The following is a 20,340-nucleotide window of genomic DNA, read 5'->3' on the forward strand; positions in this document are numbered from 1 at the left end:
GGTGGCCGGGCGCCCTGCGGGCGGCTCTTTCCCCACCCCGCCCCTTCCCGGAACCCGGGGGGGGCCCCCGCCCCCCCCCCCGGGGGGGGGCCCCCCCCCCCCCCCCCCCCCCCCCCCCGCGGGGGGGGGGGGGGGGGGGGGCCGGGGGCCCCCGGGGGGGGCCCCCCCGCCCGCCACTCCAGCCCGCGCGGCGTTCGAGCGCACCGGGCGCGCCGCGCCCCATCGCTACCCACCACCACGTCCGTCCAGAAGGAGACCGATGAGCACGCCCTACCCGTTCACCGCGGTGGTCGGCCAGACCGACCTCCGGCTGGCGCTGCTGCTCAACGCCGTGAGCCCCGCGGTCGGCGGCGTGCTCGTGCGCGGCGAGAAGGGGACCGCCAAGTCCACCGCCGTGCGCGCGCTGTCCGCGCTGCTGCCGGCCGTGGACGTCATCCCCGGCTGCCGGTTCTCGTGCGCGCCCGCCACGCCCGACCCGGTCTGCCCCGACGGCCCGCACGAGCCGGGCCCCGGCGCCGACCGGCCCGCCCGCATGGTCGAACTGCCCGTCGGAGCCTCCGAGGACCGGCTCGTCGGTGCCCTGGACATCGAACGGGCCCTCGCCGAAGGCGTGAAGGCCTTCGAGCCCGGCCTGCTGGCCGACGCCCACCGCGGCATCCTCTACGTCGACGAGGTGAACCTCCTCCACGACCACCTGGTGGACGTGCTCCTCGACGCCGCCGCGATGGGTGCCTCGTACGTCGAGCGCGAGGGCGTCTCCGTCCGGCACGCCGCCCGGTTCCTCCTCGTCGGCACCATGAACCCCGAAGAGGGCGAGCTGCGCCCGCAGTTGCTCGACCGGTTCGGGCTCACCGTCGAGGTCGCCGCCTCGCGCGAGCCGGAGCAGCGCGTCGAGGTGGTGCGCCGCCGGCTCGCGTACGAGGACGACTCCGCCGCCTTCGCCGCCCGCTGGGCCCGTGACGAGGCCGACGTCCGCGCCCGGGTCGTCGCCGCGCGCGCCCTGCTGCCCCAGGTCGTGCTCGGCGACGTCGCGCTGCTCCAGATCGCCGCGACCTGCGCCGGGTTCGAGGTCGACGGGATGCGGGCCGACATCGTGATGGCCCGCACCGCGACGGCGCTGGCCGCGTGGGCCGGCCGTACCGACGTACGCAAGGAGGACGTGCGCCGGGCCGCGCTGCTGGCCCTCCCCCACCGCCGCCGCCGCAACCCCTTCGACGCGCCCGGCCTGGACGAGGACCGGCTCGACGAGATCCTGGACCGGTTCCCGGACGACGAGCCGGAACCGGAGCCCGACCCCGAGCCCGAACCCGACCCCGGGCCCGAGGGTGACGGCCCCGACGGCGGTGGCGTGCCCCCGCAGGGCGACGGGCCGCGGCAGCCCGACGGACAGCGGGAGACACCGCCGGACCCCGCGCCCGAGGGCGGCCCCCAGGAGGCGCCCGGCGCGGGCGAACCCGCTCCGGCCGCCGGCTCCGACGCCCCCGAACAGGCCGCCGTCGCCGCCGCCGACCCCTTCCGCACCAAGACGCTCAGCGTGCCCGGCCTCGGCGAGGGCGCGAGCGGCCGCCGCTCGCGCGCCCGTACCGCCCACGGCCGGACCACCGCCGCCCAGCGCCCCCGCGGGCACCTGACCAAGCTGCACCTCGCGGCGACGGTCGGGGCGGCCGCCCCGCACCAGAAGGCGCGCGGGCGCACGGGGCGCGGGCTGGTGATCCGCAAGGACGACCTGCGCCAGGCGGTCCGGGAGGGCCGCGAGGGCAATCTGGTCCTCTTCGTCGTCGACGCGTCCGGGTCGATGGCGGCGCGCCGCCGCATGAGCGCCGTCAAGGGCGCCGTGCTGTCCCTGCTGCTGGACGCCTACCAGCGGCGCGACAAGGTCGGGCTGATCACCTTCCGCGGCGCCGCCGCCGACCTCGCGCTGCCCCCGACCTCGTCGGTGGACACCGCCGCCGCCCGGCTGGAGCAGTTGCCGACCGGCGGACGCACGCCACTGGCCGCCGGCCTGCTCAGGGCCCACGAGGTGCTGCGCGTCGAACGGCTGCGGGACCCCTCGCGGCGGCCGCTGCTGGTCGTGGTCACCGACGGCCGGGCCACCTCGGCGGGCACCGGCGGCCGGGCCGCCCCGGCCGGCAGCGACGGCGGGGACCCGCGCGCCCTGGCGGCGCGCGCCGCCCGGCTGCTGCGCGGCGAGGGCATCGCCTCGGTGGTCGTGGACTGCGAGTCGGGCCACGTCCGCCTGGGCCTGGCGGCCGCGCTCGCCGCCGACCTCGGCGCGCCCGCCGTGACGCTCGACGGGCTGCGGGCCGACTCGCTGGCCGGGCTCGTGAAGGACGTACGTACCGCGGCGACGGCTTCCCCGTCGCACCACACCCACAGGAGGGTCGCGTAATGCCTCAGGGACAGCCGTCCGTCGTTCCGGACGACGGACTCACCACCCGCCAGCGCCGCAACCGCCCGCTGGTCTTCGTCCACACCGGCCCCGGCAAGGGCAAGTCGACCGCCGCCTTCGGCCTGGCGCTGCGCGCCTGGAACCAGGGCTGGTCGATCGGGGTGTTCCAGTTCGTGAAGTCGGCGAAGTGGAAGGTCGGCGAGGAGAACGCGCTCAAGGTGCTCGGCGCCTCGGGCGAGGGCGGCCCGGTCGCCTGGCACAAGATGGGCGAGGGCTGGTCCTGGGTCCAGCGCGACGCGCAGCTCGACAACGAGCAGGCCGCCAAGGAAGGCTGGGAGCAGGTCAAGCGGGACCTCGCGGCGCAGACCCACCGGCTGTACGTGCTGGACGAGTTCGCGTACCCGATGCACTGGGGCTGGATCGACGTGGACGAGGTGATCGAGGTGCTGCGGGAGCGCCCCGGCACCCAGCACGTGGTGATCACCGGTCGCAACGCGCCGGAGAAGCTGATCGAGTTCGCGGACCTGGTCACCGAGATGACCAAGGTCAAGCACCCCATGGACAGTGGCCAGAAGGGCCAGAAGGGCATCGAGTGGTGACATCCGTGCGCATCCCGCGCCTGGTCGTCGCGGCGCCGTCGTCGGGCAGTGGCAAGACCACGGTCGCGACCGGCCTGATGGCGGCCTTCGCCGGGCGCGGGCTGGCCGTGTCCCCGCACAAGGCCGGGCCCGACTACATCGACCCCGGCTACCACGCGCTGGCGACCGGCCGGCCGGGCCGGAACCTGGACGCGTTCCTGTGCGGGCCGGAGCTGGTGGCCCCGCTGTTCGCGCACGGGTCCGCCGGGTGCGACCTGGCCGTGGTCGAGGGCGTGATGGGCCTGTACGACGGCGCGGCCGGACGCGGCGAGCTGGCCTCGACGGCGCACGTGGCGAAGCTGCTGCGGGCGCCGGTGGTGCTGGTCGTGGACGCGTCCTCGCAGTCGCGGTCGGTGGCGGCGCTGGTGCACGGCTTCGCGTCGTTCGATCCGCAGGTGCGCCTCGGTGGCGTGATCCTGAACAAGGTCGGCTCGGACCGGCACGAGGCGATGCTGCGGGAGGCGCTGGAGGAGGCCGGGATGCCGGTCCTCGGCGTACTGCGGCGGGTGCCGCAGGTGTCGGCGCCGTCGCGGCACCTGGGGCTGGTGCCGGTGGCCGAGCGGCGCGCGGACGCGGTCGAGGCCGTGGCCGCGCTGGCCGAGCAGGTCCGGGCCGGCTGCGACCTGGACGGGCTGCTGGCCCTCGCGCGGACCGCCCCGGCGCTGGACTGCGAACCGTGGTCGGCGCCGGCCGCCCTGGCGGGCGCGGGCGGCTCCGCCCCGTACCCCGGCGCCCGGACGCCGGGCGGGCCGGCGGGGCCCGGCCGACGGCCGGTGGTCGCCGTCGCCGGCGGGCCCGCGTTCACCTTCTCCTACGCCGAGCACGCCGAGCTGCTGACCGCGGCCGGCGCGGACGTCGTTCCCTTCGACCCGCTGCACGACGAGGCGCTCCCCGACGGGACCGCCGGGCTCGTCATCGGCGGCGGGTTCCCCGAGGTGTACGCCCCCGAGCTGGCCGCCAACGAACCGCTGCGCAAGGCCGTCGCCGGGCTCGCGGCGGCGGGGGCGCCGGTCGCCGCCGAGTGCGCCGGGCTGCTCTACCTGGCCCGGTCCCTCGACGGCCGGCCCATGTGCGGGGTGCTGGACGCCGACGCGCGGATGTCGGAGCGGCTCACGCTCGGCTACCGCGAGGCGGTCGCCGTGTCGGACAGTGCGCTCGCGGCCGCCGGCACGCGGCTGCGCGGGCACGAGTTCCACCGCACGGTGGTCGAGCCCGGCGCCGGGGCGAGCCCCGCCTGGGGGTTCACGCATCCCGAGCGGCGCGTCGAGGGGTTCGTACGGGGCGGTGTGCACGCCAGTTACCTGCACACGCACTGGGCGGCGCAGCCGTCCGTCGCCGCCCGCTTCACCGCGGCGGCCCGGGGGTACGAGAGCGCCCCATGAGCTCACCGCGCGCGGCTCGCCGTATCGTCGGCAGCCGTTCCACCCCGTGCGCGGGGCGGACCGGTGGCACAGGTTGACGACTGAGAGAGGCTCCCGGATGGGCGAGTACGAGCAGGTGGTGGTCGGCGTCGGCGCCCGCGCGGGCGTGTCCGCGGCGGAGGTCCGCGCGCTGGTCGAGGAGACGCTGGCCCTGGCCGGGCTGGTGCCGGGGGCGGTGACGGCGCTGGCCACGGTGGAGTCGAAGGCCGGGGAGGCGGGGATCGCGGAGGTGGCGGAACGTTTCGGCGTACCCGTGCGCACCTACACCGCCGAGCAGTTGGCGCGGGTTCCCGTCCCGCATCCCCGCGAGGCGGTACGGGAGGCGGCCGGCACCCCGTCGGTGGCCGAGGCGGCGGCGCTGGCGGGGGTGGCCGAGGCGGCGGCGCCGGCCGGCGGCGGCACCCTCCTCGTCCCCAAGCGGAAGTCGGCGGCGGCGACCTGCGCGGTGGCCGTGACGGCGGCGTGCGAGCACGATCTGCGCCACCACGGGGACGCCGAGGTGGCCGGTGCCGGGGCCGGCCTGGTGGACCTCGCCGTCAACGTCCGCTCCGGCACCCCGCCGGCCTGGCTCAAGGAGCGGATCGCGGCCAGTCTGGACTCCCTGGCCGCCTATCCGGACGGGCGCGCGGCCCGGACGGCGGTCGCCGCGCGGCACGGCCTGCCGGTGGAGCGGGTGCTGCTGACGGCCGGTGCCGCGGAGGCGTTCGTCCTGATCGCGCGGGCGCTGGGCGCCGTACGGCCGGTGGTGGTGCACCCGCAGTTCACCGAGCCGGAGGCGGCGCTGCGCGATGCCGGGCACCGGGTGGAGCGGGTGCTGCTGCGGGCGGCGGACGGCTTCCGGCTGGACCCGGCGGCCGTACCGCACGACGCCGACCTGGTGATCGTCGGCAATCCGACCAACCCGACCTCCGTGCTGCACCCGGCGGCGGCGCTGGCCGCACTGGCCCGGCCGGGGCGGACGCTGGTGGTGGACGAGGCCTTCATGGACGCGGTGCCGGGCGAGCGCGAGGCGCTGGCCGGGCGGACGGACGTGCCGGGGCTCGTGGTGCTGCGCAGCCTGACCAAGACGTGGGGGCTGGCGGGGCTGCGGATCGGGTACGTGCTGGCGGAGCCGGAGGTGATCGCGAAGCTGGCGGCGGCGCAGCCGCTGTGGCCGGTGTCGGCGCCGGCGCTGGCGGCGGCCGAGGCGTGCGTGGCGCCGGCCGCGCTGGCGGAGGCGGAGGCGGCGGCCCGGCAGATCGCGGTGGACCGGGCCCATCTGCTGGCCGGGCTGGCCGAGTTCGAGGAGATCTCGGTGGCCGGGGTGGCGGAGGGGCCGTTCGTGCTGATCCGGGTGGAGGGCGCGGCGGAGGTACGCACCCGGCTGCGCGCGCTGGGCTTCGCGGTGCGGCGCGGGGACACCTTCCCGGGTCTGGACCGCTCCTGGCTGCGGCTGGCGGTACGGGACCGGGCGACGACGGGACGGCTGCTCCAGGCCCTGGACCACGCGCTGGCCCTGACCGCCCGCTGACCGCCGACCGGTGTCGCTGACCGCCGGCCGGTGTCATGGACCGGCGCCGGGCGGCGGTCCGTGAAACCGGCGGGCCCCGGCTCCGCGTCCCCCAGGTGGACCGCCGACCGCCGCACGGCTGTGACGTGCGAAAGTATCCCGGCGTCAACAATTCAAGAACATACGAGGTCAGGGGGGACCGGCATGAGGACACCGGCCAGGATAGGTGTGGCCGTGGCGGTGCTGGCGGTGGTCGCGGGCGGCGTCTACGCGGCGCCACGGCTGCTGGACAACGGCAGCCGGGCCGGCGAGCAGCGGCTCGGGGGCGACTCCTCGGCCACGCCCGGCGGGGCGACGGCGCCCGCCGACGCCCGTCCGTTCACCCTGGTCGCGACCGGCGACATCATCCCGTACCCGTCGATCATCCAGCGGGCGGCGGACGACGCGGGCGGCAAGGGCCACGACTTCCGCAAGATACTCGCGGGCGTCAAGCCCATCGTCTCCGCGGCCGACGTGGCGATCTGCCACCACGAGATACCGTACGGCCCCGCCGGTGGCCCCTACACGGGCTACCCGACCTTCAAGGCCCCGCACCAACTGGCCGACGCCCTGAAGGACGCCGGGTACGACGGCTGCTCGACGGCGTCGAACCACACGCTGGACGCCGGGTACGACGGCCTCGTCCGCACCCTCGAACACCTCGACCGCGTCGGCATCAAGCACGTGGGCTCGGCCCGCAGCGCCGAGGAGGCCAAGGCCCCGGCGCTGCTGGCGGCCGGTGGCGCGAAGATCGCGCAGCTGTCGTACACGTACGGCACGAACGGGATACCGCTGCCCCAGGACAAGCCCTGGTCGGTCAACCTCACCGACCGGGACCGGATCATCGCCGACGCCCGCGCCGCCCGGAAGGCGGGCGCGCACGTCGTCGTCCTCAGCGTCCACTGGGGCACCGAGTGGCAGACCGCGCCCGACCAGCAGCAGCTCGAGCTGGCACGGGCGCTGACCGCGTCGAAGACCGACGGGCTGCCCGACATCGACCTGATCATCGGCACCCACAACCACGTGCCGCAGCCCTACGAGAAGATCAACGGCACCTGGGTGGTCTTCGGGATGGGCGACCAGGTCGCCAGCTTCGTGCCCGCGGACAAGAAGCGCGGCAACATGTCCTCCGTCCCCCGCTTCACCTTCGGCCCGTCGGCCGCGCGGCCGGGCCGCTGGGAGGTGGTGAAGGCGGAGTACTTCACGCAGTACTCCGACATGGGACCGCCGTTCCGCGTGGTGTGCGCGTCGTGCGCCGCCTCGGACGGCTCCCTGCCGGCCGGCAAGAAGAGCGAGTACGCCGCCGTCGACAAGCAGATCAGCGAGGCCGTCCTGACGCGGAAGGCGGGCGAGCAGGGGCTGGTGAAGGCCACCGCGCCCTGACCGCGGGGGCCGGGCCCCGGCGGCTTCCGGTGCCGGATTCAGGCCTTCCGGTGCCGGATTCAGGCCTTCCGGTGCCGGATTCAGGCCTTCCGGTGCCGGATTCAGGCCCGGCCGCGGCCGCGGCCGAGGTAGAGCGCGCACCCGCCGATGCCGAGCAGCAGCAGCCCGCCGCCCGCGACGTACGGGGTCGTCGAGCTGCCGCCGGTCTCGGCCAGGCCGCCCTGCGTCGAACTCGCCCTGGTGGCGGTGGTGTTCGTGCCCGCGCCCGTGCCCGTGCCGTTGTTCGTGGTGATCGCGGCGCCGCCGGACTGCGGCTTGACGTCCGGCTTGGGCGCCGGCGCGGCGGAGGGTGTCGCGGGTGACGTGCACCGCGACTCGGCCAGGACCACCTCGCCCTCGACCTGGGCGACGTTCAGGTCGAGCGGGTTCACCGTCACCTTCAGGCGGAGGGCGGCCGCGGCGGCGGTGGTCGAGGTGGCCTCCGTACCGGAGAGCTCCAGGTTCACCTCGCCGACGCCCGGGACGGCGACGCGGGTGGGGCCGCCGGGCGTCAGGGTGACCTTCTTGCCCAGGACGGTCACCGCGCCCAGCACGCTGGCGTCGGCCACGGGCTTCCGGCCGGCCTCGCAGACGGCCTTGGAGGTGACGTTCTCGACCTGGATCAGCGAGAGCAGCGGCAGTCCGGGGACGTGGACCTTCGCGTTGACCAGCTTGGCCTCCGCCTGCGCACGCGCCGCGTCGGCCGTCGCCTTCGAGGTGGCCACGTCGGCGCGCAGGACGCTGACCGGCCTGCCCTGGTCCACGCCGTCCAGGGTGACGGTCAGGGCCGTCTTCGCGGCGTCGGCGGGGGCGCTGACCTCGTTCAGGGTGGCCTTGAGCGGGACGTGGACGGCCTTGTTGAGCAGGCCGACGTCCAGGCCCGTGCGCAGGACGACCGCGCTCGCCCGGCCGTCGGTGCCGCCGGCGCCGCCGCCCGGACCCGGGGTGGCGTGGACGGGCGGCGCGCTGAGCAGGGCCACCGCTCCCGTGGCGAGCAGGGCGGCCGCGGGCATGCGGAAGGTGTTGCTGTTCAAGGTGGTGGAACCCCCAGGGAGAAGGGTGACCGCCGCGCCGCCCATGGGGGGACATGGCGCGCGCCGACGGCCTCGACCCCGGAATCTTTACGCACTGAGAGTGAACGGGTGGCAACCCGGCGTGAGTTCACCCCAAAGAGGGATTTCCGCGCACCTATTCGAATCGTCTCGCCCCACAGGGAACGGGAGTTGCCCCACACCCCACCCGGGACGCCCGCAGGGCGGGACTTCGACGACAGGGCCCAGAACAACGAGCGGCCGGGCGCCGATGTCACGGGGCGTCAATCCCGCGCCGCGTCAATCCCGCGCCGCGTCAGGCGAGGACCCGGCCGCGCAGCACCACCCGGAGCGGATCGGCCAGCGCGCGGACGTCCGCGCGCGGGTCCTCGGCGTAGACCACGAGGTCCGCCGGGGCCCCCTCCTCCAGGCCCGGCCGGCCCAGCCACCGGCGCGCGCCCCACGCCGTCGCGGACAGCGCGTCGAGCACCGGGATGCCGGCCTTCACCAGTTCCGCGACCTCCTGCGCGACCAGCCCGTGCGGCAGCGAGCCGCCGGCATCCGTGCCGACGTACACGGGCACGCCCGCGTCGTAGGCCGAGCGGACCGTGTCGTAGCGCCGCTCGTACAGCCGCCGCATATGCGCCGACCAGCGCGGGAACTTGGCCTCGCCGCCCGCCGCGAGCCGGGGGAAGGTGGCGATGTTCACGAGCGTCGGCACGATCGCCACGCCCCGCTCGGCGAAGAGCGGAATGGTGTCCTCGGTCAGGCCGGTCGCGTGCTCGATGCAGTCGATCCCGGCCTCGACGAGGTCGCGCAGCGAGTCCTCGGCGAAGCAGTGGGCGGTGACGCGGGCACCGAGCCGGTGGGCCTCGGCGATGGCGGCTTCGACCGCCTCGCGCGGCCAGCAGGGGGTGAGGTCGCCCGCCCCGCGCTCGATCCAGTCGCCGACCAGCTTCACCCAGCCGTCGCCGCGGCGCGCCTCGCGGCCGACGTACGCGACGAGTTCGTCGGGCTCGATCTCGTGGGCGTAGTTGCGGATGTAGCGCCGCGTGCGGGCGATGTGCCGCCCGGCCCGGATGATCTTCGGGAGGTCCTCGCGGTCGTCGATCCAGCGGGTGTCGGACGGCGAACCGGCGTCCCGGATCAGCAGCGTGCCGGCGTCGCGGTCGGTGAGCGCCTGCTTCTCACTGGTGGCGGCGTCGACCGGGCCGTGGGCGTCGAGTCCCACGTGACAGTGCGCGTCGACGAGGCCGGGCAGCGCCCAGCCGGACACGGTGGTGACGTCCCCGGCGGTGCGCGGGCGCTCGTACGAGACCCGGCCGCCGACCACCCACAGCTCGTCGCGGACGTCGTCCGGGCCGACCAGGATGCGGCCCCTCACATGCAGCACATCGCTCATGCCCGCACTGTACTGACGTGATCGGTAGGCTCTGCCCCCTACCTCCGGAACGAAGAGAGCACGACCGTGACCCAGCCCGCGCCCCACCCGCTGCTCGACCTGCCGCCGCTCACGGCGGAGCGGTTCGCGTCGATCGAACGGGGAGTCGCGGAGCTGCTCGGCACCCGGCACGACGTGGTGATCACGCAGGGCGAGGCGTTGCTGCCGCTGGAGGGCTGCATCCGCTCGGGGGCGCGGCCCGGCTCGACGGCGCTGAACATCGTGACGGGCCCGTACGGGACCACGTTCGGCGACTGGCTGCGGGACTGCGGCGCGCGGGTGGTCGACCTGGCGGTGCCCTTCGACACGGCGGTCACCGCCGGCGCGGTCGCCGACGCGCTGGCCCGCCACCCGGAGATCGACTTCGTCTCGCTGGTGCACGCGGAGGCGGCGACGGGCAACACCAACCCGGTGGCGGAGATCGGCGAGGTCGTCCGGGCGCACGGCGCGCTGTTCATGCTCGACGCGGTGGCGTCGGTGGGCGCGGAGCCGCTGCTGCCGGACGCGTGGGGCGTGGACCTGTGCGTGATCGGGGCGCAGAAGGCGATGGGCGGCCCGGCGGGGGTCTCGGCGGTGTCGGTGTCGGGGCGGGCGTGGGACCGCTTCGCCGCGAACCCGGCCGCACCGAGGCGCTCGTACCTCTCCCTCCTGGACTGGAAGGAACGCTGGATCGACGGCGGGCGCGCGGCGCTGCCGCACGCCCCGGCCCAGTTGGAGATGCTGGCGCTCGAGGCCTGCCTGGACCGGATCGCGGCCGAGGGGCCGGCGGCGGTCATGGCACGGCACGCGGCGGCCGCGGCCGCCAGCCGGGCGGGCGCGGCGGTGCTGGGTGCCGCCGCGTACGTGCCGCGCGCGGCGGAGGCGGCCCCCGTGGCGACCACCCTGCGCGTCGCGGACGCCTCCCTGGTCGTCGCCAAGGCGCTCGCCGCCGACCCGGCGGCCGTACTGGCGGCGGGCGGCGGCGCACTGGCCCGCGAGATGGTCCGCGTCAACCACTACGGACCGGCGGCCTCGCCGGCCGCGGTCACCGCGGCCCTGTCGGCCCTGGCCGCGGCCCTGGACACGGACGCCGACACCACGGCCGCCGCCCTGGCGGCGGCGGACGCGGCATGGGCGGCCTCCGGTGGCCAGGGCCGCGAAGGGGCGGACGCTAGGCGGTGAGGGCGTCGAGGAGGCGGTCGACGTCGGCCTCGGTGTTGTACAGGTGGAACGAGGCCCGCAGGGAGCCCGCGCGGGCGGCGGTGTGGACGCCGGCCGCCGCGAGGGCCGGCTGGCGGTGGGCGAGGCCGGGGACGGAGACGATGGGGGCCGTGCCCGGGACGGGGTCGAGGCCGAGGCGGGCCAGGCCCGCGCGGTAGCGGGCGGCGAGCGCGGTGTCGTGGGCGTGGACGGCGTCGATGCCGGCCCGTTCCAGCAGGCCGAGGGAGAACTCGGCGGCATGGTAGGCGACGAAGGCCGGCGACTCGTCGAACCGGCGGGCGTCGTGGGCCAGTTGCGGCATCGGGCCGTACGTGGCGTCCCACATCGACTCGGCGGCCACCCAGCCGGCGTGCAGCGGGACCAGGTGCTCCTGGGCTTCCTCGGACACCGTCAGGAACGAGACCCCGCGCAGGGCGAGCAGCCACTTGTAGCCCGCGGTGACCGTGTAGTCGTAGGGCGCCGCGTCGAAGGGGAGCCAGCCGGCGGCCTGGGTCGCGTCGACCAGCATCCGGGCCCCGGCCGAGGACGCCGCCGCGCGCACCGCCGCCAGGTCCACGGCCCGGCCGTCGGCGGACTGGACGGCCGAGACGGCCACCAGCGCGGTGGCCGGGCCGACCGCCTCGGCCAGGGCCTCCAGCGGGGCGAACCGCACCTTCAGGTCGCCGCGGACCACGAAGGGGTTGATCACGGAGGCGAACTCGCCTTCGGCGCACAGGACTTCCGCGCCGGCGGGCAGGCCGGCGGCGATCAGCCCGACGTGGGTGGCCACCGCGGAACCGACCGCCACCCGCGCCGGCGCCACCGACACCAGGCGGGCGAAGCGCTCGCGCACGTGCTCGACCCGCGCGAAGTCGCCGAAACCGGCCGGGGCTCCGGCCCCGGCCGCGTCGATCAGTTCCCGTACGGCGGCCGCCGCGCCGCGCGGGAGGATGCCGCAGGTGGCGGTGTTGGCGTAGGTGGTGGTGTGGGTGAACTCGGCACGCGCGATATCGGCAAGAAGATCCATGCCGTCCACTCTGACTCAGCGAGGACCCCAAGTCCATTGAGTAGTTTTACATGCCAAATCCAAGGATGCCTTATACCTGGGGGCCGTAGCCGCTCCCCGGGCTACGCCTGGGGAACCGCACACGTCCCGTCGGGCTCGCACGCGTCCGCCGCGGGCACCGGCCGGTCGGCCTCGCGACCGGCCCACGCCTGCTCCAGCGCCTGCGTGAACACCTCGGCGGGCTGGCCGCCGGAGATGCCGTAGCGGCGGTCGAGAACGAAGAACGGCACGGCGTTGACGCCCAGTTCGGACGCCGCGCGCTCGTCGGCCCGTACGGCCTCGGCGTAGGCGGTGCCGTCGGCGACGACCTCGCGGGCCTCGGCCTCGTCCAGCCCGGCCTCGACGGCGAGCGCGACCAGCGTCGCGGGGTCGAAGACGGACCGGTCCTCGGCGAAGTTGGCGCGGAAGGCGAGGTCGAGCAGCTCCTCCTGGCGCCCGCGCACGGCGGCCAGGTGCAGCAGCCGGTGGATGTCGAAGGTGTTGCCGTGCAGCCGTCCCTCGGTGCGGTACGCGAGGCCCTCGGAGCGGGCGTTGACCGCGACGTGCGCCTCCATGCCGCGCGCTTCCTCGAGCGTGCGGCCGTACTTCCTGGCCAGCATCTCCACGACCGGCACCGCATCGCCCTTGGCGCTGTGGGGGTCGAGCTCGAACGACCGGAAGACGACCTCGACCTCGTCGCGGTGCGCGAAGGCGGCCAGTCCCTTGGTGAAGCGGGCCTTGCCGATGTAGCACCACGGACAGGCTATGTCGCTCCAGATCTCTACGCGCATGATCCTTCTTTCTCAGCGGGTTCGGGGGAGGTTCGGGGACGGTTCCGTGGACAACACCGGGCCGGAGTGTGTCATTCCCCCGACGTGCGGGGCGGCGAGGGCGCCGAGATCGGCGGGGAGCGCGGTCCGGATCACGGGAAGGCAAACGCGCCGGGCCCCGTGCGGGGTTCCCGGCGCGTCGGCGGTGCGGGCGCGGCTGGGGGCGGCTACTTCTTCTTCAGCCACGCCTCCATCATCTTCTGGGCGACCGGCGCGGCCAGCTTGCCGCCGCCGATCTCGGAGCGGTCGGTGTCCGAGTTCTCGATCACGACGGCCACCACGATCTGCTTGCCCTTCACCTGGCCGTAGGAGGTGAACCAGGCGAGCGGCGGCAGGCTGTTGTTGACGCCGCGCTGCGCGGTACCGGTCTTGCCGCCCACCTCCGCGCCGCTGACCTGGGCGGGCTTGCCGCCGCCCTCGGTGGCCACCGTCCGCATCGCGTCGCGCAGCATCGAGGCGGTGCGCTCGCTGACGACCTGCTTGGAGCCGGGGTTGCGCATGCTCTCCAGCACGTTGCCGGCCGAGTCGGTGACGTCGGAGACCATGTGCGGGGCGACGAGCTTGCCGCCGTTCTGGATGGCGGCGGAGACCATGGCCATCTGGAGCGGGGTGGCCTGGACGTCGAACTGGCCGATACCCGTCTGCGCGACCTGGTCGATCGACATCTTCTTGGACGGGTAGCGGCTCGGCGGGTCGGTGCGGACCGGGGTGTCGATCTTCATGTTGAAGCCGAACTTCTCGGCCATCGCCCGCATCTTGTCCTGGCCCAGCCGGTAGGCGAGGTCCGCGAACACGTTGTTGCACGACAGCCGCAGCGCGGTGCGCAGCGAGACGTTGTCGCAGGCCGGCGTCGGCGCCTCGCTCCTCAGCGGGGTCGTGGTGCCGGGGATGATGTACGGATCCTTGACGCCGGTGGGGGTGTCGATGGACGAGAACAGCCCGTTCTCCAGCGCCGCCGCCATGGTGACCAGCTTGAACGTGGAGCCCGGTGCCTGCGGCTTGCGCAGTGCCACGTTGTCCATGGCCTTGCCCTGGTCGGCGGAGAGCTCCTGCCAGGCGTCCTTGTCGTTGGCGCCGGTGATGCGGCCCGGGTCGAAGGACGGGTTGTTGACGAGGGCGAGGATCTCCCCGGTGGCCGGGTCGAGGGCGGCGGCCGCGCCCTGCTTGCCCTGGAGCGCGTCGTAACCGGCCTTCTGGACGTCCTTGTCGATCGTGGTCAGCACGTTGCCGGGCTCGGCCCGCTTGTCCGTGACCATGTCCATGAACGTCTTCAGCCGGCTGTCGCTGCCGTTGAGGATGTCCTCGTAGACACCCTCCAGTCCCTTCGCGCCGAAGGCCTGCGAGCTGTACCCGGTGACCGGCGCGTACAGCGGCCCGTCGGTGTACGTCCGCTTGTACGCGAAGTCCTTGCCGCCGGTCGCGACCGAGCCGGTGATGGCCTGACCGCCCACGATGATGTTCCCGAGCGGGTTCGCGTACTTGGCGATCGTGTTCCGTCGGTTGTTCTTGTCGTCTGCGAGGGCCTGGCCTTGGTATGCCTGCACCCAGGTGACCCGCACCAGCAGGGCCAGCACCAGAAGCAGACAGAAGACCGACGCACGCCTGATCGTTTTGTTCATCCCCCTGGAGGACGTCCCAGGTGCCTCTTCCGTTCCTTTCTGACCGGATTGTGGCCGGGTTCTCAGCTTTTCTTCATGAGAAAGCCTCCCTCGTACGCGGCGATCACCGCCTGGGTGCGGTCGCGCGAACCGGTCTTGGCGAGCACGCCGGCCACATGGGTCTTGACGGTCTGCGGCCCGACGCCCAGGCGCTCGCTCATCTCCTGGTTGGACAGTCCGGTGGCCATCAGCCGCAGGACGTCCGCCTCCCGCTCGGTGAGCCGGGCCACCCAGGGCGCGGCGGCGGGCGCGGCGGTGGCGGCATGGGCGGTCGCCAGGGTGCGCACGGCGGCCGGGAAGAGCAGGCAGTCGCCGCGGGCCACCAGCCGGACCGCGCCGATCAGCTCCTCGGGGTCGGCCCGCTTGAGCAGGAAGCCGGCGGCTCCGGCGCGCAGCGCGTCGTAGACGTAGGAGTCGTTGTCGAAGGTGGTGACCACCAGGATCCGGGGCGCCCGGGCCATCGTCGCCAGGATCTGCTCGGTGGCGCGGATCCCGTCGATCTCGGGCATCCGGACGTCCATGAGGACGATGTCGGGCGCCAGCGAGCGGACCAGGGAGACGGCCTCGGCGCCGGTGGCGGCCTCGCCGACGACTTCCAGATCCGGTTCGGCGGCGAGGATGACGCGCAGGGCGGTGCGCACCATCCGCTCGTCGTCGGCGACGACGATCCGCAGCGGCGGGCGGCTCACCGGGCACCTCCGCCGACCGGCAGGACGGCCCGCAGCCGCCACCGGCCCGCTTCCGGGCCGCCCTCCGGGGCGTCCTCCGGGCCCGCTTCCACGCTGCCGCCGAGCAGGGCGGCCCGCTCGGCGGTGCCGCGCAGCCCGCGCCCGCCGGTGGTGCGTGCGGGCCGGGTTCCCTCCGGGGACCGGGGGTTGGTCATGTCGATCTCCAGTTCGTGTGTCTTCTCCTCGCCCGGCCGGGAGTCCTCCCGGACGGCGATCCGCAGCTCCACCGGGCCCACCCCGTGGCGCAGCGCGTTGCTCAGCCCTTCCTGGACGATCCGGTACGCCTCGCGGGAGACGATCGCCGGGAGCCGGTCCCAGCCGCCGGCGGGCCCCGGCCGCTGCCGCACGGTGAGCACCGTCCCGGCGGCCCGGGTCCGGGCGAGCAGCCCCTCCAGGTCGGCGGCCAGTGTCGGAGCGGGCGCCGCGTCCGGCCGGGCGGCGTCCCCGTCCCGCAGCAGGCCCAGCACGGCGTCCAGCTCGCCCACCGTCCGCCGCGTGGTGTCCTCGATCGCGGCGAGCGCCTCCCGGACGAATCCGGGATCGTGGTCCAGCACCCGCCGGGCGGCCGCCGCCTGGAGGGTGACGGCGCTCAGCGCGTGCCCCACGGCGTCGTGCAGCTCCCGCGCCAGCCGGTTGCGCACCGCCAGGTCGGCGGCCCGCTCCTCGGCCGCCGCCAGCCGGTCGGCGGTGCTGGGCCCGAGCAACACGGGCGCCGCCCGGGCCAGCAGCGCCCCGGCCCCAACCGCGCACAGTGCGAGCAGGGCCAGCAGCGCGAGGCCGGCGAGGACGGCCGCGTAGACCCCGGCTCCGCGCGCGAACCACTCCATCCCCAGCCAGGCCCGCCGCCGCTCGCCGAGGAACGGCACCGCCATCAGCACCAGGGCCATGGGTGGCACCGCCAGGCTCAGCCCGCTGAGCACCGCCCCGGCCCCCAGGTGCAGGGTCCACCAGGCCGCGGCCCGCCCTCGCGTGGCCCAGGTCCGGGCCGGTCCCCGTGCCAGCCGCTCCCCCGGCACCCCGCACAGGGCCCGGACGGCCGCCGCCGACAGCGGCCGGGCCAGCGGGAACAGCAGCGCGCTGACGGCCGCCATCGGCAGGGCGATGGCGTAGGCCAGGAGCAGCAGCCGCAGGGAGGAGAAGGAGTTGCCCCCCTGCCCCAGCATCCCGACCAGGACCGAGGCGAGCAGGAAGTACGGCATCAGCAGGGCCCCGCCGAGGATCAGGTGCACCCAGCGCAGCCCGGCCCGGCGCACCGGGAACCGGCTCACCCCGGGCGGCGGGCGGTCAGGAACCGCGTGACGACGACGGCGACGAGCAGTCCGGTGATCATCTGGCCAGCGTAGGCGAGCTGCAGCACCCCGGTGGGGGCCTTTTCCGGATCGCCGCCCGGCGGGGGCGCCAGCACGGCCAGGGACAGCCATGCGCCCCAGCTCGCCGCCGCCGCGCCGCCCACCCAGGCCAGGGCGAGCGGTCCCCGGGCGGGCCGGCTGCCACCGCCACCGTCCTGACCGCCGCCGAAGGCCAGCAGCAGCGCTCCGGCCCCGCCCGCGAGGGCGCACGCCGCGTGCACGGCCCCGATCATCACGGTGTCCGCCGAACGCTGCGCGAGCATCGCCGCGGTCAGCCCGACCGTGCCGCCGAAGGCCCAGTACGCCTGTATCGCGGCGAACGCCAGCGCTGCGGCCGCCGCCGGCACCGCCACCGCCCGCGCCCCGCGGACCGGTCCGGCCCCCTGCCGCCACAGGTGCCCCCAGCGCTGCCGCGCATACGGCACGAACAGCGCGGCGAGCGCCAGCGCCTGTATGGAGAAGCCGGTGTAGACGACGTTGAACACCCAGGAGTCGAGGAACGGTTCGCTCACGGCCCGCTCGGCGGCGTCCGGTGCGGCGCCGAAGAGCCGCAGGAGCTGCTGGAGCGGGAACGCGGTGAGGATCGGGGTCAGCAGGCCCATGGCGACGAACGCCGGCACGGCCATCAGCCAGGACGGTATGCGCAGGCCCCAGGGCTGGGTCAGCGCCAGGACGAGCACGACGAGGAAGGCGTCCATGAGGAGGGTGGCGCCGTTGGCCACGGCGAAGAAGAGGGTGCCCTCGCGCAGGATGCTCCCCTCGGGTATGCCGACGTGGCTCCCCGCCACCCACATCGCCTTCAGTGCGAGGTAGGGCAGGGTGGCGGCGACGGCGACGATGCGCAGGGCCCGTCGGACGGGTCCCGGCGACGAGGGCGACGAGGGCGCCGGGTGCGGCGAGTGGGGCGGGTGGGTCGAGTGCGGCAGGTTCACGTGTCCCGTGGTCATGGGACAACGGTCCCGCCCCGGCCCGGCCGCCGCCTCCCCCGTGACGGTGAACCGCCTCCCCCGTCCGGGGGAGGGGTCCTCCCCCGTCCAGGGGTGAACCGCCTCCCCCTCACATGCGCCGCGTCACCACGGCCAGCCGGTCGCGCGCCTCGAACAGCGCCGCCTTGATCGTCTGGGCGTGTCCCGGCGTCAGCCGGGCCACCGGCACCGAACAGCTCACCGCGTCCCGCGCCGGCGTCCGGTACGGCAGGGCCACCCCGAAGCAGCGCAGGCCCAGGGTGTTCTCCTCGCGGTCCACCGCGTACCCCTGCTCCCGCACCAGCGCCAGCTCCTCGATCAGCGCCTCGCGGTCGGTGACCGTGTGCTGGGTGACCGCCTCCAGCCGCTGCGGCAGCAGCCGCCGTACCTCGTCGTCGGTGTGGGTGGCCAGCAGCGCCTTGCCGAGCGCCGTCGAATGCACCGGCAGCCGCCGCCCGACCCGGGTGAAGGGGCGCAGATAGTGCTGGGACTGACGGGTCGCCAGGTAGACCACGCTGGTGCCGTCGAGCCGGGCGAGGTGGATGGTCTCGGTGGTCGTGTCGGAGAGCAGGTCCAGGGTGGGCCGGGCGGCGGCCACGACCTCGTCGCCGTCGATGTACGAACTGCCGACGAGCAGCGCCCGGACGCCGATCCCGTAGCGGGTGCCGGTGGCGTCCGTCTCCACCCAGCCCAGGCTCACCAGGGTGCGCAGCAGCATGTAGAGGCTGGACTTGGGCAGGCCCAGGTCGCCCTGGATGTCGGCCAGGCTGTGCAGGCCGGGCCGGGCCGCGAAGTGCTCCAGCAGGAGTACGGTGCGCACCGCCGACTTGACCGGCGCCACCGCCTGTCCCGCGGCCGCGTCCACCGGACCGCCCCGCCCCGCGTCCGCGTCCGCGCCCGCGCCCGCCATCGGCTCGGCTGTCGTCATCGCCGCTTCCCCTCTGATCGCCTCTTGTCACGCGGTGGACCCGGAAATAGAGTCCGCAGCAGAACTGATCATTCATCCACCGGAACGGCGTTCAGAATACTGAACGATCCAGGAGGCAGCGGGTCATGGCAGCGACACCAGTCTGGAGTGTGGACCCCCGCACCGGGAAGCAGCGCGAACAGGTTGCGGTCGAGGCCACACCCCAGGAGGTGGACCGTGCCGTACGGGCGGCCCACGCCACCCGCGAGGCCCTCGCCGACCGCGGCGCCCGCATCGCCTTCCTGCGCACCGCCGCCGCCCTCCTCGACGAGGCCGCCGGCGCCGTGGTCGAGACCGCCGACGCCGAGACCGCGCTCGGACCGGGCCGGCTGACCGGCGAGCTGGCCCGCACCGGCTACCAGCTGCGCGCCTTCGCCGACGCCGTCGAGGAGGGCACCTACCTCGACATCCGCATCGACCGCGCCGACCCGGCCCTCACCCCGCCGCGCCCCGAACTGCGCCGCTACAAGATCCCGCTGGGCGTGGTCGCGGTCTACGCCGCCTCCAACTTCCCGCTCGCCTTCTCCGTCCCCGGCGGCGACACCGCCAGTGCCCTGGCCGCAGGCTGCCCGGTCGTCGTCAAGGCCCACCCCGACCACCCGGCCACCTCCGAGCTGTGCGCGTCGCTGCTGCGCCGGGCCGCCGAGCGGTCCGGGCTCCCGGCCGACGTGGTCGCCGTCGTCCACGGGTTCGACGCGGGCCTGGAGCTGATCCGCCACCCCCTGGTGAGCGCCGCCGGATTCACCGGTTCGATCCGCGGCGGGCGGGCCCTGTTCGACGCGGCCGCCGCCCGGCCCGTCCCGATCCCCTTCCACGGCGAACTCGGCTCCCTCAACCCCGTCGTGGTCACCGAGGCCGCCGCCGCCGAGCGTGCCGAGGAGATCGGCGCGGGGCTGGCGGGCTCGGTCGCGCTCGGCGTCGGCCAGTTCTGCGTCAAGCCCGGCCTGGTCCTCGTACCCGAGGGCGCCGGCGGCGACCGGCTGACCGGCGCGCTCGCCAAGGGGCTCGGCGAGACCGAGCCGGGGGTGCTGCTCGACCACCGGATGCGCGAGAACTTCGTCGCCGGCGTGCGCGAGCGCACGGCCCTGCCCGGGGTCGCCGCGCCCGTCACGCCCGGAGCCGGCGGGGAGCACACCGTCGGCGCGGGCTTCCTGACCGTCTCCGCGCGCAGCCTGGTCGAGGAGCCGGAGCGGTACGAGGTGCTGCTGGAGGAGTGCTTCGGTCCGGTGACGGTCGTCGCGCGGTACGCGGACCCGCGGGAGGCGGGCGCCGTGCTGGAGCGGCTGCCCGGCAACCTGAGCGCGACCCTCCAGGTGTCCGCCGCCGAGGGCGAGGGTGCCCCGGGGCCGGCGGCGGAGCTGATCGGCACGGTCACGGCGCTGGCGGGCCGGGTCGTGGTCAACGGCTGGCCGACCGGGGTGGCGGTGGCCCCGGCCCAGCACCACGGCGGCCCGTACCCGGCCGCGACCTCGCACTCCACCTCCGTCGGCGGGACGGCGATCGAGCGCTGGCTGCGGCCGGTGGCCTACCAGTCGGTGCCGGAGGCGCTGCTCCCGCCCGAGCTGCGCGAGGCCAACCCGCTGGGCCTGCCGCGCCGGGTCACGCCGTAGCAGCCCGTCGGGCCCGGCGCGCTCCGGGCCCGCCGGCGCCACTCCGGGCCGTGTGCCACTCCGGGCCGTGTGCCACTCCGGGCCAGGAGCCCGGTGGACCCGTCGCCGTCGCCCGGCGGCCGGCCCGTAAATCCGTTGC

At 75.3% G+C, this 20,340-nt stretch carries 16 protein-coding genes; 7 read left to right on the forward strand and 9 right to left on the reverse strand.

Annotation, left to right across the window (positions count from 1 at the left end):
- Window positions 1-259 precede the first annotated feature (259 nt).
- From ACZ6KO_RS08345 to ACZ6KO_RS08365, 5 genes are all read left to right on the forward strand, one after another.
- A complete protein-coding gene (locus ACZ6KO_RS08345) occupies window positions 260-2,389 on the forward strand; it encodes a putative cobaltochelatase (protein WP_469303755.1) in 2,130 nt (709 codons plus the stop codon).
- On the forward strand, window positions 2,389-2,988 hold the full coding sequence (gene cobO / locus ACZ6KO_RS08350) for a cob(I)yrinic acid a,c-diamide adenosyltransferase (protein ID WP_469301779.1): 600 nt from the start codon (window positions 2,389-2,391) through the stop codon (window positions 2,986-2,988). Before ACZ6KO_RS08345 ends, cobO begins: the two co-directional genes overlap by 1 nt.
- Before the next feature lie 5 nt (window positions 2,989-2,993).
- Entirely contained in the window at window positions 2,994-4,409 is a 1,416-nt protein-coding gene (locus ACZ6KO_RS08355; protein WP_469301781.1) for a cobyrinate a,c-diamide synthase, read from the forward strand.
- 97 nt (window positions 4,410-4,506) lie between these two features.
- Window positions 4,507-5,958, forward strand: coding sequence for an Rv2231c family pyridoxal phosphate-dependent protein CobC (gene cobC / locus ACZ6KO_RS08360; protein WP_469303757.1), 1,452 nt, complete (start codon window positions 4,507-4,509; stop codon window positions 5,956-5,958).
- Between the two features lie 183 nt (window positions 5,959-6,141).
- On the forward strand, window positions 6,142-7,359 hold the full coding sequence (locus ACZ6KO_RS08365) for a CapA family protein (RefSeq protein ID WP_469301783.1): 1,218 nt from the start codon (window positions 6,142-6,144) through the stop codon (window positions 7,357-7,359).
- 101 nt (window positions 7,360-7,460) lie between these two features.
- On the opposite strand, the gene ACZ6KO_RS08370 is transcribed toward ACZ6KO_RS08365, so the two are convergent.
- Window positions 7,461-8,432 (reverse strand): SCO1860 family LAETG-anchored protein, encoded by a 972-nt coding sequence (locus ACZ6KO_RS08370; protein ID WP_469301786.1) that lies wholly within the window; start codon window positions 8,430-8,432, stop codon window positions 7,461-7,463.
- Between the two features lie 313 nt (window positions 8,433-8,745).
- Window positions 8,746-9,831, reverse strand: coding sequence for an amidohydrolase family protein (locus tag ACZ6KO_RS08375; protein WP_469301788.1), 1,086 nt, complete (start codon window positions 9,829-9,831; stop codon window positions 8,746-8,748).
- A gap of 66 nt (window positions 9,832-9,897) precedes the next feature.
- On the opposite strand from ACZ6KO_RS08375, the gene ACZ6KO_RS08380 reads away from it, so the two are divergent.
- Complete coding sequence (locus ACZ6KO_RS08380) at window positions 9,898-11,031, forward strand: pyridoxal-phosphate-dependent aminotransferase family protein (RefSeq protein WP_469301791.1); 1,134 nt, start codon at window positions 9,898-9,900, stop codon at window positions 11,029-11,031.
- Here ACZ6KO_RS08380 and ACZ6KO_RS08385 read toward each other — a convergent pair.
- From ACZ6KO_RS08385 to ACZ6KO_RS08415, 7 genes are all read right to left on the reverse strand, one after another.
- On the reverse strand, window positions 11,021-12,076 hold the full coding sequence (locus ACZ6KO_RS08385; protein ID WP_469301793.1) for an aminotransferase class V-fold PLP-dependent enzyme: 1,056 nt from the start codon (window positions 12,074-12,076) through the stop codon (window positions 11,021-11,023). The genes ACZ6KO_RS08380 and ACZ6KO_RS08385 overlap by 11 nt on opposite strands.
- A 101-nt stretch (window positions 12,077-12,177) precedes the next feature.
- On the reverse strand, window positions 12,178-12,885 hold the full coding sequence (locus ACZ6KO_RS08390) for a DsbA family oxidoreductase (protein ID WP_469301795.1): 708 nt from the start codon (window positions 12,883-12,885) through the stop codon (window positions 12,178-12,180).
- Between the two features lie 206 nt (window positions 12,886-13,091).
- Entirely contained in the window at window positions 13,092-14,543 is a 1,452-nt protein-coding gene (locus tag ACZ6KO_RS08395; RefSeq protein ID WP_469301797.1) for a peptidoglycan D,D-transpeptidase FtsI family protein, read from the reverse strand.
- 62 nt (window positions 14,544-14,605) lie between these two features.
- On the reverse strand, window positions 14,606-15,271 hold the full coding sequence (locus ACZ6KO_RS08400; RefSeq protein ID WP_469301799.1) for a response regulator: 666 nt from the start codon (window positions 15,269-15,271) through the stop codon (window positions 14,606-14,608).
- The gene (locus ACZ6KO_RS08405) at window positions 15,268-16,509 is read right to left on the reverse strand and encodes a sensor histidine kinase (RefSeq protein ID WP_469303759.1); all 1,242 of its coding nucleotides are present in this window, start codon (window positions 16,507-16,509) and stop codon (window positions 15,268-15,270) included. Before ACZ6KO_RS08405 ends, ACZ6KO_RS08400 begins: the two co-directional genes overlap by 4 nt.
- Window positions 16,510-16,574: 65 nt before the next feature.
- The gene (locus ACZ6KO_RS08410) at window positions 16,575-17,606 is read right to left on the reverse strand and encodes a hypothetical protein (RefSeq protein ID WP_469301801.1); all 1,032 of its coding nucleotides are present in this window, start codon (window positions 17,604-17,606) and stop codon (window positions 16,575-16,577) included.
- A gap of 109 nt (window positions 17,607-17,715) precedes the next feature.
- The gene (locus ACZ6KO_RS08415) at window positions 17,716-18,552 is read right to left on the reverse strand and encodes an IclR family transcriptional regulator (RefSeq protein WP_469301803.1); all 837 of its coding nucleotides are present in this window, start codon (window positions 18,550-18,552) and stop codon (window positions 17,716-17,718) included.
- A 125-nt stretch (window positions 18,553-18,677) separates the two neighbouring features.
- On the opposite strand from ACZ6KO_RS08415, the gene ACZ6KO_RS08420 reads away from it, so the two are divergent.
- Window positions 18,678-20,201 (forward strand): aldehyde dehydrogenase (NADP(+)), encoded by a 1,524-nt coding sequence (locus ACZ6KO_RS08420; protein ID WP_469301805.1) that lies wholly within the window; start codon window positions 18,678-18,680, stop codon window positions 20,199-20,201.
- Window positions 20,202-20,340 lie beyond the last annotated feature (139 nt).

This window comes from Streptomyces sp. NPDC042102 (genome assembly GCF_055582305.1).